Origin of the sequence: Nocardioides sp. URHA0032 (assembly GCF_000620645.1) — a bacterium.
Classification (GTDB): domain Bacteria; phylum Actinomycetota; class Actinomycetes; order Propionibacteriales; family Nocardioidaceae; genus Nocardioides.
In genome coordinates this window covers 243,743-256,891 of the sequence record NZ_KK211160.1, presented here as the reverse complement: position 1 = coordinate 256,891, position 13,149 = coordinate 243,743, and the positions used below count along the sequence as shown (strand labels likewise).

At 73.6% G+C, this 13,149-nt stretch carries 15 protein-coding genes; 8 read left to right on the top strand and 7 right to left on the bottom strand.

What is annotated here, in order from left to right:
• Nucleotides 1–89 precede the first annotated feature (89 nt).
• The 6 genes from N538_RS0119285 to N538_RS0119260 all read left to right on the top strand — a co-directional run bounded on the left by N538_RS0119285 (nucleotide 90) and on the right by N538_RS0119260 (nucleotide 5,362).
• Entirely contained in the window at nucleotides 90–1,283 is a 1,194-nt protein-coding gene (locus N538_RS0119285; RefSeq protein ID WP_028638657.1) for a pyridoxal phosphate-dependent aminotransferase, read from the top strand.
• A 38-nt stretch (nucleotides 1,284–1,321) separates the two neighbouring features.
• On the top strand, nucleotides 1,322–1,624 hold the full coding sequence (locus tag N538_RS26305; RefSeq protein ID WP_051549452.1) for a putative T7SS-secreted protein: 303 nt from the start codon (nucleotides 1,322–1,324) through the stop codon (nucleotides 1,622–1,624).
• Complete coding sequence (locus tag N538_RS0119275) at nucleotides 1,621–2,820, top strand: PGAP1-like alpha/beta domain-containing protein (protein ID WP_028638656.1); 1,200 nt, start codon at nucleotides 1,621–1,623, stop codon at nucleotides 2,818–2,820. Before N538_RS26305 ends, N538_RS0119275 begins: the two co-directional genes overlap by 4 nt.
• A 76-nt stretch (nucleotides 2,821–2,896) precedes the next feature.
• Nucleotides 2,897–3,259 (top strand): hypothetical protein, encoded by a 363-nt coding sequence (locus N538_RS0119270; RefSeq protein ID WP_028638655.1) that lies wholly within the window; start codon nucleotides 2,897–2,899, stop codon nucleotides 3,257–3,259.
• Nucleotide 3,260: 1 nt separating this feature from the next.
• Nucleotides 3,261–4,145, top strand: coding sequence for a hypothetical protein (locus N538_RS0119265; protein WP_028638654.1), 885 nt, complete (start codon nucleotides 3,261–3,263; stop codon nucleotides 4,143–4,145).
• Complete coding sequence (locus N538_RS0119260; RefSeq protein WP_028638653.1) at nucleotides 4,142–5,362, top strand: hypothetical protein; 1,221 nt, start codon at nucleotides 4,142–4,144, stop codon at nucleotides 5,360–5,362. The genes N538_RS0119265 and N538_RS0119260 overlap by 4 nt, the downstream gene beginning before the upstream one ends.
• A 39-nt stretch (nucleotides 5,363–5,401) precedes the next feature.
• Here the strand turns inward: N538_RS0119260 and N538_RS0119255 are convergent, their stop codons facing one another.
• Together N538_RS0119255 and N538_RS0119250 are read right to left on the bottom strand one after the other, a co-directional pair.
• Entirely contained in the window at nucleotides 5,402–6,772 is a 1,371-nt protein-coding gene (locus N538_RS0119255; protein ID WP_028638652.1) for a vWA domain-containing protein, read from the bottom strand.
• Nucleotides 6,773–6,779: 7 nt separating this feature from the next.
• Nucleotides 6,780–7,652: an AAA family ATPase gene (locus N538_RS0119250; RefSeq protein ID WP_028638651.1), complete on the bottom strand. Its 873-nt coding sequence runs from the start codon at nucleotides 7,650–7,652 to the stop codon at nucleotides 6,780–6,782.
• Between the two features lie 120 nt (nucleotides 7,653–7,772).
• On the opposite strand from N538_RS0119250, the gene N538_RS0119245 reads away from it, so the two are divergent.
• Nucleotides 7,773–8,135, top strand: coding sequence for a hypothetical protein (locus N538_RS0119245; RefSeq protein WP_028638650.1), 363 nt, complete (start codon nucleotides 7,773–7,775; stop codon nucleotides 8,133–8,135).
• Here the strand turns inward: N538_RS0119245 and N538_RS0119240 are convergent.
• From N538_RS0119240 to N538_RS26300, 3 genes are read right to left on the bottom strand one after another with little or no spacing between them, the layout of a single operon-like run.
• Nucleotides 8,123–8,887 (bottom strand): crotonase/enoyl-CoA hydratase family protein, encoded by a 765-nt coding sequence (locus tag N538_RS0119240; RefSeq protein ID WP_028638649.1) that lies wholly within the window; start codon nucleotides 8,885–8,887, stop codon nucleotides 8,123–8,125. The two genes, N538_RS0119245 and N538_RS0119240, sit on opposite strands and share 13 nt — an antisense overlap.
• Complete coding sequence (locus tag N538_RS0119235; protein WP_028638648.1) at nucleotides 8,884–9,423, bottom strand: gamma carbonic anhydrase family protein; 540 nt, start codon at nucleotides 9,421–9,423, stop codon at nucleotides 8,884–8,886. The genes N538_RS0119240 and N538_RS0119235 overlap by 4 nt, the downstream gene beginning before the upstream one ends.
• A 13-nt stretch (nucleotides 9,424–9,436) precedes the next feature.
• Nucleotides 9,437–10,231 (bottom strand): COG4705 family protein, encoded by a 795-nt coding sequence (locus N538_RS26300; RefSeq protein WP_081790590.1) that lies wholly within the window; start codon nucleotides 10,229–10,231, stop codon nucleotides 9,437–9,439.
• Between the two features lie 116 nt (nucleotides 10,232–10,347).
• On the opposite strand from N538_RS26300, the gene N538_RS0119225 reads away from it, so the two are divergent.
• Nucleotides 10,348–10,914 (top strand): hypothetical protein, encoded by a 567-nt coding sequence (locus tag N538_RS0119225; protein ID WP_028638647.1) that lies wholly within the window; start codon nucleotides 10,348–10,350, stop codon nucleotides 10,912–10,914.
• 20 nt (nucleotides 10,915–10,934) lie between these two features.
• Here N538_RS0119225 and N538_RS26295 read toward each other — a convergent pair whose 3' ends face one another.
• Entirely contained in the window at nucleotides 10,935–11,630 is a 696-nt protein-coding gene (locus N538_RS26295; RefSeq protein ID WP_155992266.1) for a calcium-binding protein, read from the bottom strand.
• A gap of 134 nt (nucleotides 11,631–11,764) precedes the next feature.
• Nucleotides 11,765–12,151, bottom strand: a complete 387-nt coding sequence (locus N538_RS27620) for a hypothetical protein (protein WP_051549450.1) — start codon at nucleotides 12,149–12,151, stop codon at nucleotides 11,765–11,767.
• Between the last annotated feature and the right edge of the window lie 998 nt (nucleotides 12,152–13,149).

Sequence of the window (13,149 nt, the reverse complement as noted above, 5' to 3'; positions counted from 1 at the left end):
TATCCCGTCGCTTCACGGGCATTGCAACACCCGATAAGCGTGGTGATACCCGGCTCACCGGGTATCCCGCCCCGCCGTACAGTCGCCCCATGACCGACCGGTTCGAGGTCGCCAGCCGGGCGAACGTGCCGCCGTTCCACGTGATGGACCTGCTGGCGGCGGCGACCACCCGGCAGCGCACGCACGGCGACCTGCTCAACCTGCTGGCCGGACAGCCGAGCACGGGCGCGCCGGCCCCGGTGCGCGAGGAGGCCAAGCGGCTGCTCGACTCCGGCGACCCGCTCGGCTACACACCGGCCGCGGGCGTGCTGGAGCTGCGCGAGGCGATCGCCGGGCACCACAAGCGCGCGCACGGCATCGACGTGCATCCGGACGAGGTGGTCGTGACGACCGGGAGCAGCGGCGGCTTCCTGCTGGCGTTCCTCGCGGCGTTCGAGGTGGGTGACCGGGTCGCGATGGCTCGCCCCGGCTACCCCTGCTACCGCAACGTGCTCGCCGCGCTCGGCTGCGAGGTCGTCGAGATCCCCACGGGTCCGGAGACCCGGTTCCAGCCGACGGTCGAGCAGGTCGCCGCGCTCCAGGAGTCCGCCGGGGGCATCAAGGGCCTCGTGGTCGCCAGCCCGGCGAACCCCACCGGCACGATGCTGGTCCCCAGCGAGCTCGCCGCGCTGGCGGCGTACTGCGAGGAGCAGCGCATCCAGCTGATCTCGGACGAGATCTACCACGGCATCGAGTACGCCCCGCTGGACGGCGGCGACCAACTGGCCCGCAGCGCCTGGGAGACCAGCCGCGAGGCCGTCGTGTTCTCGAGCTTCTCCAAGTACTTCTCGATGACCGGCTGGAGGATCGGCTGGATGCTGGTCCCGGACCGGCTCCGCCGCGCGGCCGACGTGCTCACCGGCAACTTCACGATCTGCCCGCCGGTGCTGGCGCAGTGGGCGAGCCTCGCGGCGTTCAGCGACGCGTCGTACGACGAGCTCGACGGCCACGTACGGCGGTACGCCGGGAATCGCGCCCTCCTGCTCGACGGCCTGCCGCGGCTCGGCGTCACGCGGCTCGCACCCGCGGACGGCGCGTTCTACGTGTACGCCGACGTCGGGCACCTGACCGACGACACGATGGCGTTCTGCCACGACGTGCTGGCCCGGACCGGCGTCGCGATGGCGCCCGGGATCGACTTCGACACCGTCGACGGCGGCCGCTTCGTGCGGCTCAGCTTCGCCGGCCCGGGGGCCGGCATCGAGGAGGCCCTGGACCGGCTCTCCACAGTCACCGCCACCTGACGTTTCTCCACAAGTCCCGCCCGGTGACGCTTCCGGGCATGTACGGAGACACGACCACCATCCGGGCCCTGGCCCGGCGGCTGCGCGAACGGGCCGACGAGATCCGCGACCTCGCGACCGGGCTCAGCGCCGCGGCGCGGGACGTCGCCTGGCAGGGCGTCGCCGCGGACACCATGCGCGTCCACGTGGCGACCCGCGTCTCCGCCCTCCACCGCACCGCCCGGCTGCACGAGGACGCCGCCGACGCGCTCGACCGGCACGCCCGCGAGGTCGACCTGCTGGAGGACCTCGCCGTGGACGCCGTCGAGGGGACCATCGGGAAGCTGAAGGAGCTGCTGTGAGCGACACCCACATCACCCAGGTGACCGGCGGTGCCCACGGCCTGGCCGCGACCTACGTCGCGATGCGCGGCCTCGCCGACCGGTTCGACACCGCCGGGAGCGAGCTGCGCGACTGGGCCGGCCTCGGGGCCCGCACCATGCTCGACCCCGGCCTCGCCGCGTCCGCCCCGATCTCGCCGGTCAGCTTCGCGCGCGCCGAGCGGGCGGTGCTCGCGGCGACGACCGGGCCCGACGGCGTGCTGGTCGAGTCGTTCGGCTGGGAGGCCGACGCGGTCGTGGTCCGCGCGGTGGTCACCACGTTCGACGTCTGCGACGACGAGGTGCGCTCGTGGTTCCAGCCGCTGACCGAGCGCGCCTTCGCCCTCACCGAGCCCGAGCTCCGCGCCGGCCCGCTCGCCCTGACGTACGGCGGCGACGGGCACGCCGTAGTCCGGCCGATCGACGCGGACGTGCCGTACTCCGGCGAGCAGCCGGCGAACCTGACCGGACTGGTCGGCCAGCTCCAGCACGTCGCCGCGCTCTCGCAGGGGTCGGACTCGGCGCTCAACGGCACCATCGAGATCCAGACGATCCACGGACCCGACGGCGTCCGGCACATCGTGTACCTGCCCGGGACCGACGACATGACGACGCTGCCGTGGACCCAGGACGACGACGTCCGCGACCTGCCCACCGACCTGCTGCTGATGTCCGGGCACGGCAACAGCTACCAGCAGGGCATCCTCGACGCGATGGGACAGGCCGGGATCGGCCCCCACGACCCGGTGCTCCTCGTCGGGCACTCCATGGGCGGCATGGAGGCGGCCGCGATCCTCGGCCACGGCAGCAACTACGACGTCACCCACGTCGTCACCGCGGGCTCGCCGACCGCGCAGGTGCCGTCGTTCCCGTCGGGCACGCACGTGCTGTCGCTCGAGCACCGGGGCGATGTCGTGCCCCTGACCGACGGCGCGCCCAACCACGAGTCCGTCGAGCAGGCCACCGTGTCCTTCGCCGACCACGGCGGGGCGTCGGGCGTCGTCGGCAACCACGACTACTGGCACTACCTGAACGGCGCCGCCGCGGCGGACGCGTCCTCCGACCCCTCCGTGCAGGAGCAGCTCGCGAGCCTGCACGACGCCGGATTCCTGGCCTCCGGCGACGGCCCACGGAGCACCGTCACGAGCCAGGTGTTCCAGATCGTCCGCCAGCCCTGAGACGCGTTTCACCCGGTCGAATCGGGGAATGCGGTCACCGACGCACCCGGCTATCTCGGAAGAAGGTGCCTCATCGATGTACGGCGAGACCGACGTGATGCGCAAGCGCGCCGCCCAGCTGCGCGAGCAGGGGATCGAGATCCGCAGGATGGCCGACCGGCTGGTCGCCCGGACCGAGGCCGTCGGCTGGACCGGGCGCGCGGCGGACGCGCTCGCGATCCGGATCCGCGACCGCGCGAGCAGGCTCCATGACGTCGCCGCGCGGCACGACGCCGCGGCGGAGTCCCTCGAGGCGCACCTGCTCGAGGTGGAGCGGCTCAAGGACGCCATCGACGATGCCGAGCACCGGGCCCGGCACCTCGCGGAGGACGGCGTCCCGTTCTCACCACCGCCACCCGGTCACAAGGACTGGCTCGCCCTCGACCTGCCGGGACTCTGACGTGGCGACCATCGACCTCGGCGCCGCCCCTCCGGCGGCGACCGGCCTCCTCGACGCACTCCCTCGCCGGCTCTCGCTGACCCTCCCGGAGCTGCTGTTCGTGGCCGAGCAGGCCGGCGGCGCCCCGCTGCCCTTCGTCCGCGCGGCGGAGGAGCCCGACGCCGAGCTCGACGGCCGGCTCGGGCCGACGCCCGGTGCCGCGGACGCCGAAGAGCTGGCCGCCGCGCTCGAGGGTCTCCACGACCCGCATGCCTCCCTGGCCCGCCGGGGGCTGCTCGTCGACACGGTCGTCGACGAGGGCCTGGTCGGCGCCGTCGGGCTGCTCGCCACACCGACCGTCGCCGTCGACCTCGACGTGACGGCAGGTCCGGGCCGGGTCCGCGCCTGGCACCGGCAGCGCGGGGACGCCGTCGCGTCGCTCGCGACCGCGGACGGCATCGTGTTCGAGCTGGCGTGGTTCCCCACCAGTGCCTGGGCCGACGAGCTGGCCCGCGTCGCGGTCGTCCCCGAGGACCTGCGGACCGGCGAGTCCGGCGCTCCCGACCGCCTCGACCTGCCGTACGACCTCCTCGACGCCGCCGCCGAGGCGGTGTGCAGCCACCGCACCGACCTGCTCTCGGTGCTGGCCGGGCAGCACGGCGTCGACCTCGAGGCGGTGCCGGTGCTGACCGCGCTCGCCACCGAACCGCGCGGCCGGCTCCGGGCGCTGGTCGCCGACGTGTCGGGCGAGCGGACCAGTGTCATCGGCGTGCTCTCGTGGGTGCTGCTGGCCGACGGCTGGCGGGCGCTGCGACCCCACGGCGCGGACCTCGTCGAGGTGCGCCGGGTCCGGCCCGGCGACCTCGCCACGGAGCTCGCCCCGGTGCTCGCGGAGGTGCGCCCATGAGGATCGCCGAGAGGTACGACCAGCTGATGCGCCTGGCCGACCTGTTCGACGGCACCGGCGCCGAGATGCGCAGCCGCGCCGGGCTCGGCGAACAGCTGCTCCGCGACCCCGCCATCGAGGAGTCCGCCGAGCTGGCGCCGGCGTCGTTCGAGCGGTTCGACGACGACGTGCGCGCCGCCACCACCGGCCGGCACGGCCTGCTCGCGCGGTCGGTCGAGCTCGACGCCGACGCACTCGTGGTGCGCGCGACGGTGCTCACCTACCAATGGATCGACGACCTCCAGGCCGCCGCGTTCCGCACCCTCGGCTCGATCGCCGGCCGCGCGATCGGCTACCTCGCCCCCGAGGTCGCCCTCGGCGGCGCGGTCGTCGCCGCTGGCCTCATCGAGACGGACGCGCTCGACCGCGACGGCGTCGCGGCGTACCTCGAGGAGCTGATCGGCGACAACCCGGACCTGCGCGAGCACGCGGCCGGGGGCGGCGGACTGCTCGACGGGCTGCAGCTGCGGTCCCTCCTCACCACGGGCGAGACCACCGCCGGCGCCGCCCGCGCCGGGCTGCGCGCGATCGGCGCCGAGCCCTTCCACGCCGACCTCGGCGCCGCGCTGCGCGACGTCGCCGCCCCGGTGCTCGGAGAGGACCCGCCCGACCGCACGACCACCGGCGGCGACCCACGGCTCTCCGGGCTGGAGGACCTGATGGCCGCGCTGGCCCGCGCACCCGCCCCCGTCTCCGTGCACGAGGTATCGCCGCAGCGGTACGTCGCCTTCCTGCGCGGACCGTATGCCGGGGAGGGACGGCAGCGGGTCGTCGCGGGCGACCACGCGGCGTACGCCGACCACGCCCACGACGCCCTCCGGGATGCGGTGCCCGCCGATGCGCACGTGCTGCTGGTCGGGTGCGCCCAGGGCGGGGCCACCGCGGTCGAGGTCGCGACCCGGCCCGCGCCGTACGTCGTCGACCAGGTCATCACCGCCGGCTCCCCGGCCGCGCTGGTGCCGCGACTGCCCGACGGCGTGCGGGTGCTCTCGCTCGAGGACCGCGCCGACCCGGTCGCCCAGCTCGGCGCGCTGGTCAACGCCGACGCCGCGAACCGGCTGACGGTCGTCTTCGACGGCGCGGACTACGTGGCGGGCGGTCGCGCGGTCGACTCGGCGCAGCATCCCGGGATCCGTCAGGAGCTGGATCGCCTGCGTGGGCTGGGATATCTCTCCTGATCTCCATTCCCCGGTCGCGAGCTCGTCCGTCGGGCCGGCTCAGAGGATGTCGTGCACGAACTCACCGAGCTGGGTGAGGTTGCGGCACTCGACCATCGGCACGACCTCGCCGTACCTCGTCGCCGCGGAGTCGCCGGTGTCCCAGTGCCGGCGGTGTTCCGGGTTGAGCCACCAGGCATGCCGCGCCGAGCCGGCCAGCCGCTTCAGCACGTCGAGGTGCAGGTCGGCGTAGTTCGAGCGCGCGTCGCCGAGGATCAGCAGCGACGACCTCGGGCCGAGCGCGTCGGCGTACGACTCCTCGAACTTCGTCAGCGCCCGGCCGTAGTTGGTGCGGCCCCACAGCGCGGCGTGCGAGGTGCTGGCCGCGAGGTCCGCCAGCACGTCGGCCGGGTCCGCGCCGGGCCGGAAGTGCTGCGTCACCTCGTGCACGTGGTCGATGAACGTGAAGGCGCGGACCTTGTCGAACTGGTCGCGCAGCGCGTAGACGAGCAGCAGCGTGAACTGCGCGAAGTTCGCCACCGACCCGCTGACGTCGCAGAGCACGACCAGCTCGGTGCGGTGCGGCCGCTTCGGGCGGTGGTGGGTGACCAGGGGGACGCCACCGGTGGAGACGGACGCGCGGACGGTGCGCCGGAAGTCCAGCGGGCCGCGCCGCCTCGCGTGGTGCTCCTGGGTGAGCCGGGTCGCGAGCCGCCGCGCGAGCGGGTAGATCTCCCGCCGCATCTGCTCGAGGTCGGCCCTGCGGGCGGAGGTGAAGTCGAGCCGGTCGATCGTCGGGCGGACCGCGACGTTCGCCACGTGCTCGGGCCCCTTCTCCTCGGCGATCCGCCGCCGGGCGTCGGCCTCGACCATGCCGGTGAAGCTGCCGATCCGGCGCCCCGCCTCACGCCGGGCCTCGTCGTCGGTGCGCCCGCCGGCCAGCAGGGCCTGGACGATCCGGTCCACGAGCTCGGACGGCGCGACCCGCTGCAGCGCGGTGTACGCCGACCAGGACGACAGGCCCGGGCCCCGGCCCGGCATCGCACCGAAGCGGGCCACCATCTCGGCGGCCAGGTCGAGCAGCGCCTGCTCGTCCCCGTCCCCGCCCAGCTCGGTCAGCGCGTCGGCGAGCTCGTCCCGGAAGTCGGCCAGCGCGCCACCGTTGTCGACCTCCGGCTCGCGACCGGCCGCCGCCGCGCCGTCGCCCACCATGCGGGGGAAGTAGACGTCGAACAGCACGTCGAAGGTGGGCCGTTGGGACTGCTTCTTGACCAGCGTGGCGGCGTACCCCGCCCGCACCACCTCGCGGCTGTCCCAGTCGAGGGCGCGCAGCGCGGCCACCGCGTCCAGGTCCTCCGCGAGCGACACCGGCATCCCGGCGGCGCGGAGCGCCTCCAGGAAGCTGATGTGGCGGTCGACGAGCCCGCTCATGAGCACCTCATGACCGCAGCCGGAGCTCCCGCACGGCCTTGTCCTGGTCGGAGGCGTGCTTGAGGACGACGCCGAGCGTGTCCGCGATCGCCTTCTCGTCGAGCTCGCCGATCTCGAGGGCGACCAGGGTGCGCGCCCAGTCGACGGACTCCGCGATCGACGGCGCCTTCTTGAGCTCCAGGTCGCGCAGCCGGCCGATGGTCGCGACCAGCTGCTCGGCGACGCGCTGGTCGAGGTCGGGCACCTGGCTGGTGACGATCTCCCGCTCGCGCGCGGCGTCGGGGTACTCCAGATGCAGGTACAGGCAGCGCCGCTTCACCGCCTCCGACAGCTCGCGGGTCGCGTTCGAGGTGAGCACGACGTAGGGCCGGCGCACCGCCGCGACGGTGCCGAGCTCGGGGATGGTGACCTGGAAGTCGGACAGCACCTCGAGCAGCAGTCCCTCGACCTCGACGTCGGTCTTGTCGACCTCGTCGACCAGGAGCACGGTCGGCTGCTCGCGCCGGATCGCGGTCAGCAGCGGGCGGGTCAGCAGGAACTCCTCCGTGAAGATGTCGTCGTGGGTCTCCTCCCACGACTGCTCACCGGTCGCCTGGATGCGCAGCAGCTGCTTCTTGTAGTTCCACTCGTACAGCGCCCGGGCCTCGTCGAGGCCCTCGTAGCACTGGAGCCGGACCAGGTCCGCGCCGGTGGCGCGCGCGACCGCCTTCGCGAGCTCGGTCTTGCCCACCCCGGCCGGCCCCTCGACCAGCAGCGGCTTCTCGAGGGCACCCGCGAGGTACGCCGTCGTGGCGGTCGCCGGATCAGCGAGGTAGCCACGCTCCCCGAGGCGGGCGACGGCGTCGTCGGGCGAGGCGAACCAGGAGCTGGGGTGCGGCATGTCACCCATCCTCGCCTACCCGCGGCGTCACCTCGGCGTACCTCCGCTCGTTGGAACGCCCGGAGAGGGACGCACGCCGACCGAGGGGGACGCGTGCGCAGCACCGGCCCAGGAGGACCCATGCCGCACCGGCTCCCGCGCTCTGCCCGACTCGCGCTCTTCGCGGTCAAGGTGACCGTCGTCGGGTCGATCGCCGTGACCGGCTGGGCTACCCAGACCGTCGCGGACAGGCCGGACAACGGGTACGCCGGCTACGCGGTCGACGACCAGCCCACGCGCGTCGACCACCTGCTCGACCGGCACCACTGCTCGGTCACCGGCTTCGACGGCGGCGCCCAGCCGGTCTCCGCGATCGTGCGCTCGGCGTCCGGGCAGATGCGGTTCGTGCCGTTCGAGACCGGCTGGCGGGTGTTCACCGCGCACGGTGCCGCGCGGCTGGTGGCGGTGTGCCTGGACGAGGCTCCGACGCGTCAGGCTCCGTGACGCCCGTCGCCTGACGCGAACCGCGCGGCTCCCTCGAGCGCGCCGTTCTCGAGCGAGACGAGCCCGTGCCGCAGCTCGTTCGCCATCGCCTCGTCCTCGGTGAGTCCCTCCTGCTCCAGCAGCGACAGGCGGTCCTCGCGCAGGCAGGCCTGCGGCAGCGCCGCCAGCTGGTGGGCGAGCGCCTCGGCCTCGGCGCGCGCGGTGCCGACGGGTACGACGCGGTTGACCAGGCCCATCCGCTCGGCCTCCCAGGCGTCGACCGGGCGGCCGGTGAGGACCAGGTCCAGGGCGCGACCGGCGCCGATCAGCCGCGGCAGCCGGACCGTGCCGCCGTCGATGAGCGGCACACCCCAGCGCCGGCAGAACACGCCGAGCACCGCATCGCCGGCGGCCACCCGCAGGTCGCACCACAGCGCGAGCTCGAGGCCGCCGGCGACGGCGTACCCCTCGATGGCGGCGACGACCGGCTTGGACAGTCGCATCCGGGTCGGCCCCATCGGGCCGTCGCCGCCCTCGTCGAAGTCCGTGACCTGGTTGCCGCGCTCGGTGCCGATCGCCTTGAGGTCCGCGCCGGCGCAGAACGTGCCGCCGTCGCCGTACAGGACCGCGACGGCCTGGCCCTCGTCGGCGTCGAAGGCGCGGAACGCGTCGGCGAGCGCCTTCGCGGTCGGGCCGTCGACGGCGTTGCGGGCCTCGGGGCGGTCGAGCACGACGGTGGTGACGGCGCCGTCGACCTCGACGCGGACGCTCATCGGACCTCGCTGTCGAGCAGGACGGCGCCTTCGCGGTGGCGCTGCGCGAGCTCCTGGTAGTACGGCGGGTTCTGCTCGACCCAGAACTCCGACGACGTGCCCTCGATCGGCTTGGTCGGCTTGCACGGGATGCCCGCTGCGACCACGTCGCCCGGCAGCACGGTGCCGGGGGTGACGACGGATCCGGCGGCGACCAGGGTGCGCGGGCCCACCACCGCGTGGTCGAGGAGCGTCGAGCCGTTGCCGACCAGGGCCTGCTCGCCGACCTCCTTGCAGTGCACCACGCAGCCGTGGCCGACGGTCGCGTCGCGACCGACGACCAGCGTCTCGCCGGGAGCCGCGTGCAGCACCGAGTTGTCCTGCACGTTCGCGCCCTCGCGCACCACGATGGTGCAGATGTCGGCGCGCAGCACCGCGCCGTACCAGATGCTCGCGCCCTTCTCGACGGTCACGTCGCCGATCAGGGTCGCGGTCGCCGCGACGAACGCGTCGGGGTGGACGGCCGGGCGCTTGCCCTCGAACTCGATGCTGACCATGGGGCCATTCTGCTCAGTCGAGCACCGGCTCCGCCTCGTGGTCCTCCTCCGGTGCCGTGCCGTGCGCACCCTCCTCGTCGGAGTGCGTGACGGCGACGTACGCGACGAGGACGGCGAACAGCACCAGGCCGACCGCGGTCACCGGCCCGGTCCCCCAGCCCAGCCCGCCGCTCGAGGGCTTGGCCGCGAGGTAGTCGGCGACACTCGCGCCGAGCGGACGGGTCAGCGCGTACGACGCCCAGAAGCACGCGACCGCGGGAAGGCCCGCCCGCCACAGCCCGAGCGGGATCAGGATCGCGACACCGAAGATCACGATCGACCAACCGAACCCGAGGCCTGCGTTGATGGCGACGGCGTCACCGAGCGCGGTGCCCAGCCCGAACGTCAGCAGCACCGTCCCCCAGTAGAACCGCTCCCGGCGGGAGGTCACGATCGAGTGCACCGACAGCGTCCCCTCGCTGCGCAGCCACCACGTCAGCAGCCCGCACAGCAGCACGAAGTAGACGATGGCGTCGAACCAGTACGGCGTACCGAGCGCCACGTGCGGCCCGTCGGCGATCATCGTGCCGAAGACGGCCACCATCAGCACCGTCACCCAGTAGCGCACCGGCTGGTACGCCGAGGCACGCAGCTGCCACCACAGCGCGGCGAAGAAGCCACCGACGCCGACCACGCCGGCGACCGGGATGCTGTGGGTGCCCATGAAGTCGGCCCCGGTCTCCCCGATGCCCGTGGTGAGCAGCTTGATGACCCAGAAGGTGAGGAAGACCGCGGGCACCTTCGGGCCGGCGAACGTACGAGAGTCCATGCGACCAAGGTCCGTGACCGCACCTGCCAGCAACCTGACCGCCGGACCGGCCGGTCCATCCCGGTCGCAACCTTCGCCCCCGACCGCGCGTCGCACGCATGTCGAGAGGAGCTCCCATGGCGATGCCGGCGCGCGTGCGCGGCCTCCTGTGGTTCGCGACGGTCTGCATCCTCCTGGGCGGATGTGCCCACAGTCCGGCCCGCGAGTCATCCGCGACCACCGCGCCCGGCGGGTCGGACCTCCCGCACGCGCACCGGGAGCACCGCCCGTACTCCGACCAGAACCTGCCGCCGCGCCGCGGCGGGGACTTCGTCGTCAAGGAGCTGCTCCTGAGCCGGGACGTGCGCGACGCCGATGGGCAGGTGCTGCACCCGGACGAGCCCGGGCTGGAGTTCTGGGCGGAGGAGGTGCGCACCTGCGTACGGCGATCAAGCCACCACCGCGAGCTGGTCGGCTGGGACGACTGGCGGGCGAAGGGCACGGACGGCCGCGTCTACCCCGCCCGCCCGGCAGGCGCGCACCCGTTGCCGACACCGACCTATCCCTTCCGGAAGGTGCTCGCACCGGGACAGTGCGTGACGGGCTGGTGGTTGATCCCGGTGCCGAAGCTCCCGGGCGGCCCCACCGCGATCCAGTTCGCGCCCGGCGGCCGCACGCTGATCGACTGGCCGACGCTCCGATAGCCGGGTGGGGACGACCGCCGCTACTGCGCCCGCACCTGCTCGCACCCGGTGAGGGTGTCGGAGTCGTCGATGGCACCCAGGTAGGTCACCACGTCCGAGCCCGGGCCGCAGCGGATGGTGTCGGCGCTGCCGTCGACCTCGAGCACGACCTCGTCCGGCCCGGGTCCCCCGAACACGCGATCGGCTCCGGGGCCCGGTCGCAAGGTCTCGACGGGGAACAGCGCATCGGGGTTGCGGCGGTTCGGCCCGCCGCGGAGGAGGTCGTCGCCGTCGCCGGCCTCGAGGAAGACGTCGATCCCGCGTCCGCCCACCAGGACGTCGTTCCCCTGGAACCCGAAGTTCGGCGCCAGGCTGCCGAACTGGTCGCCTCCCGGCCCCCCGAAGGCACGGTCGTCCCCGGTGCCGCCGACCAGGACATCACGGCCGGCCCGGCCCTTGAGGAGGTCCGCACCGAGGTCGCCGAACACGGTGTCCCTGCCGAGCCCGCCCCGGAGGACGTCGGCGCCGCGGCCGCCCTTGACGACGTCCGGACCAGCGCCGGCGAAGACCAGGTCCTCACCCGGCTTGGCGTCGATCGTGTCGTGCGCGGCGGTGCCCACCAGCACCTCGTCACCGGGAGTCCCGGTGACCACCGCAGCCCGCGCACCGGGTCCGGCGAGGACCAGCCCCGACACGAGCAGCAGTCCCACGGTTGCCTGCACCCGACGATCCGGCATCGTGGACCTCCTACCGCACAACCTCTCGAGGTCCCACCAGCATGGGCACGCACCCAACCGGTCCGCGACGTCAATGCTGGGGAACAGCCGGGCACCGCCCACGGTCCCGTCAGGCAACCACTTCGGCCGCCGACTCAGCTCCCGGGCTCACACTCGCCGGGGTTCTCCGCGCACTTCCCGCCTGAACCGCCTGGCTCGTCCGGCTCGTCCTCGCCGCCTTCGTCGTCACCACCGCCGTCGTCTTCGCCCCCGCTCCCGTCGCCACCTTCGCCTTCACCATCTCTGCCTTCGTCCTCGTCGCGTTCGTCCTCGTCGCCCTCGTCCTCATCGCGCTCGCGCTCATCGCGCCCGTCCCCGTCGCGCCCGATCTCGTCTCGCCCGTTCTCGTCGCGCTCGTTCTCGTCACGCTCGTCCTCGTTGTCGCGCCGTTCACGGTTCTCCTTGTCGGCGTCGGCGGGATAGCCGCACGCTGACGCGCCAACGAGCACGACGGCCAGCGCGCCCAGGGTCCGCCGAGTCACGGCGACGGAAGGCTTCGTCGAGGAGATGAGTGAGAACTCTCCGGGCGGGACAGCAGGCGCGGTCGCCGCCGCCGACCTGGCTGCTGCATCACTGGTGACGGACGGCCCCCGCCACATCCTGGCGCAGCAGCACATGCGCCCGAGGGCCGTACGGAGGCGCGACTCGGAAACGCTCGGCCGCCGACGCTCCCACGGGCTCTCGGACCGCACCCCGCCCGGGCCACTGCTGTCGCCGACGACTCGGACCCTGGGCGCCATGACATCAGCGTCCGTCGGCGCACGGGGGCCGCACATTGCGGCCAGCACCCACAACGAGGGACCGCCAACCGGGGTCCGTAGGAGCCGCTCGCCCGGCCATCGTCACCTGGCCCGCGGGCCGGATGCACCAGCCGACCGGTGGCTACCGCCCGGGCCTCCCTCGTGCGGGTGATGCGGGGCGCCCCGCGGAGGCCCACGCTGGAGGAACTCTTCCGCGCCACATCCCCCGCTTCCGGCGCGGAAGAGCGTCGAACGGTCTGGACTGAGGGTCAAGCGGCGGGCCCGCCCCGCGACATCGTGGGACGGGCCCGATCGCCAAGGGGCGCGGGACCACGCCGGCACGCGCGCCGCGTGGCGCGGACGCCATGGTCGTCCGCAAGTAACTGGTCTCCACGAGTCCGGAGTCCGAGTGCATCAGCCCCGCGGTCGCGATCCCACCGGGGAATCGAGCCAGTTTCTCGGTGTGTCCCTGTTCGGCGGCAGAGGTGGCCGGCCGTTCACCGGAACAAGCAGCCGAGATCCGAGCGGAGTGTGAGCGGACGATCCCTCATCTGCGCGAGGTTGTCGGTCCCGCGTTCGGGTCACCATGGGGGTGGCCCGGCAGTTGGGCATTGGAGCCTCCCCCCGAGACGGAGGCTCGCGCGTCCGGCTGTCGGGTCCGAGTCCGTGTTTCCGCGGACTCCGCACCGCCTCGACTCGCCCGGAGCAGCCGCATTTCGCGCGGCTCACGGCGTTGGGGT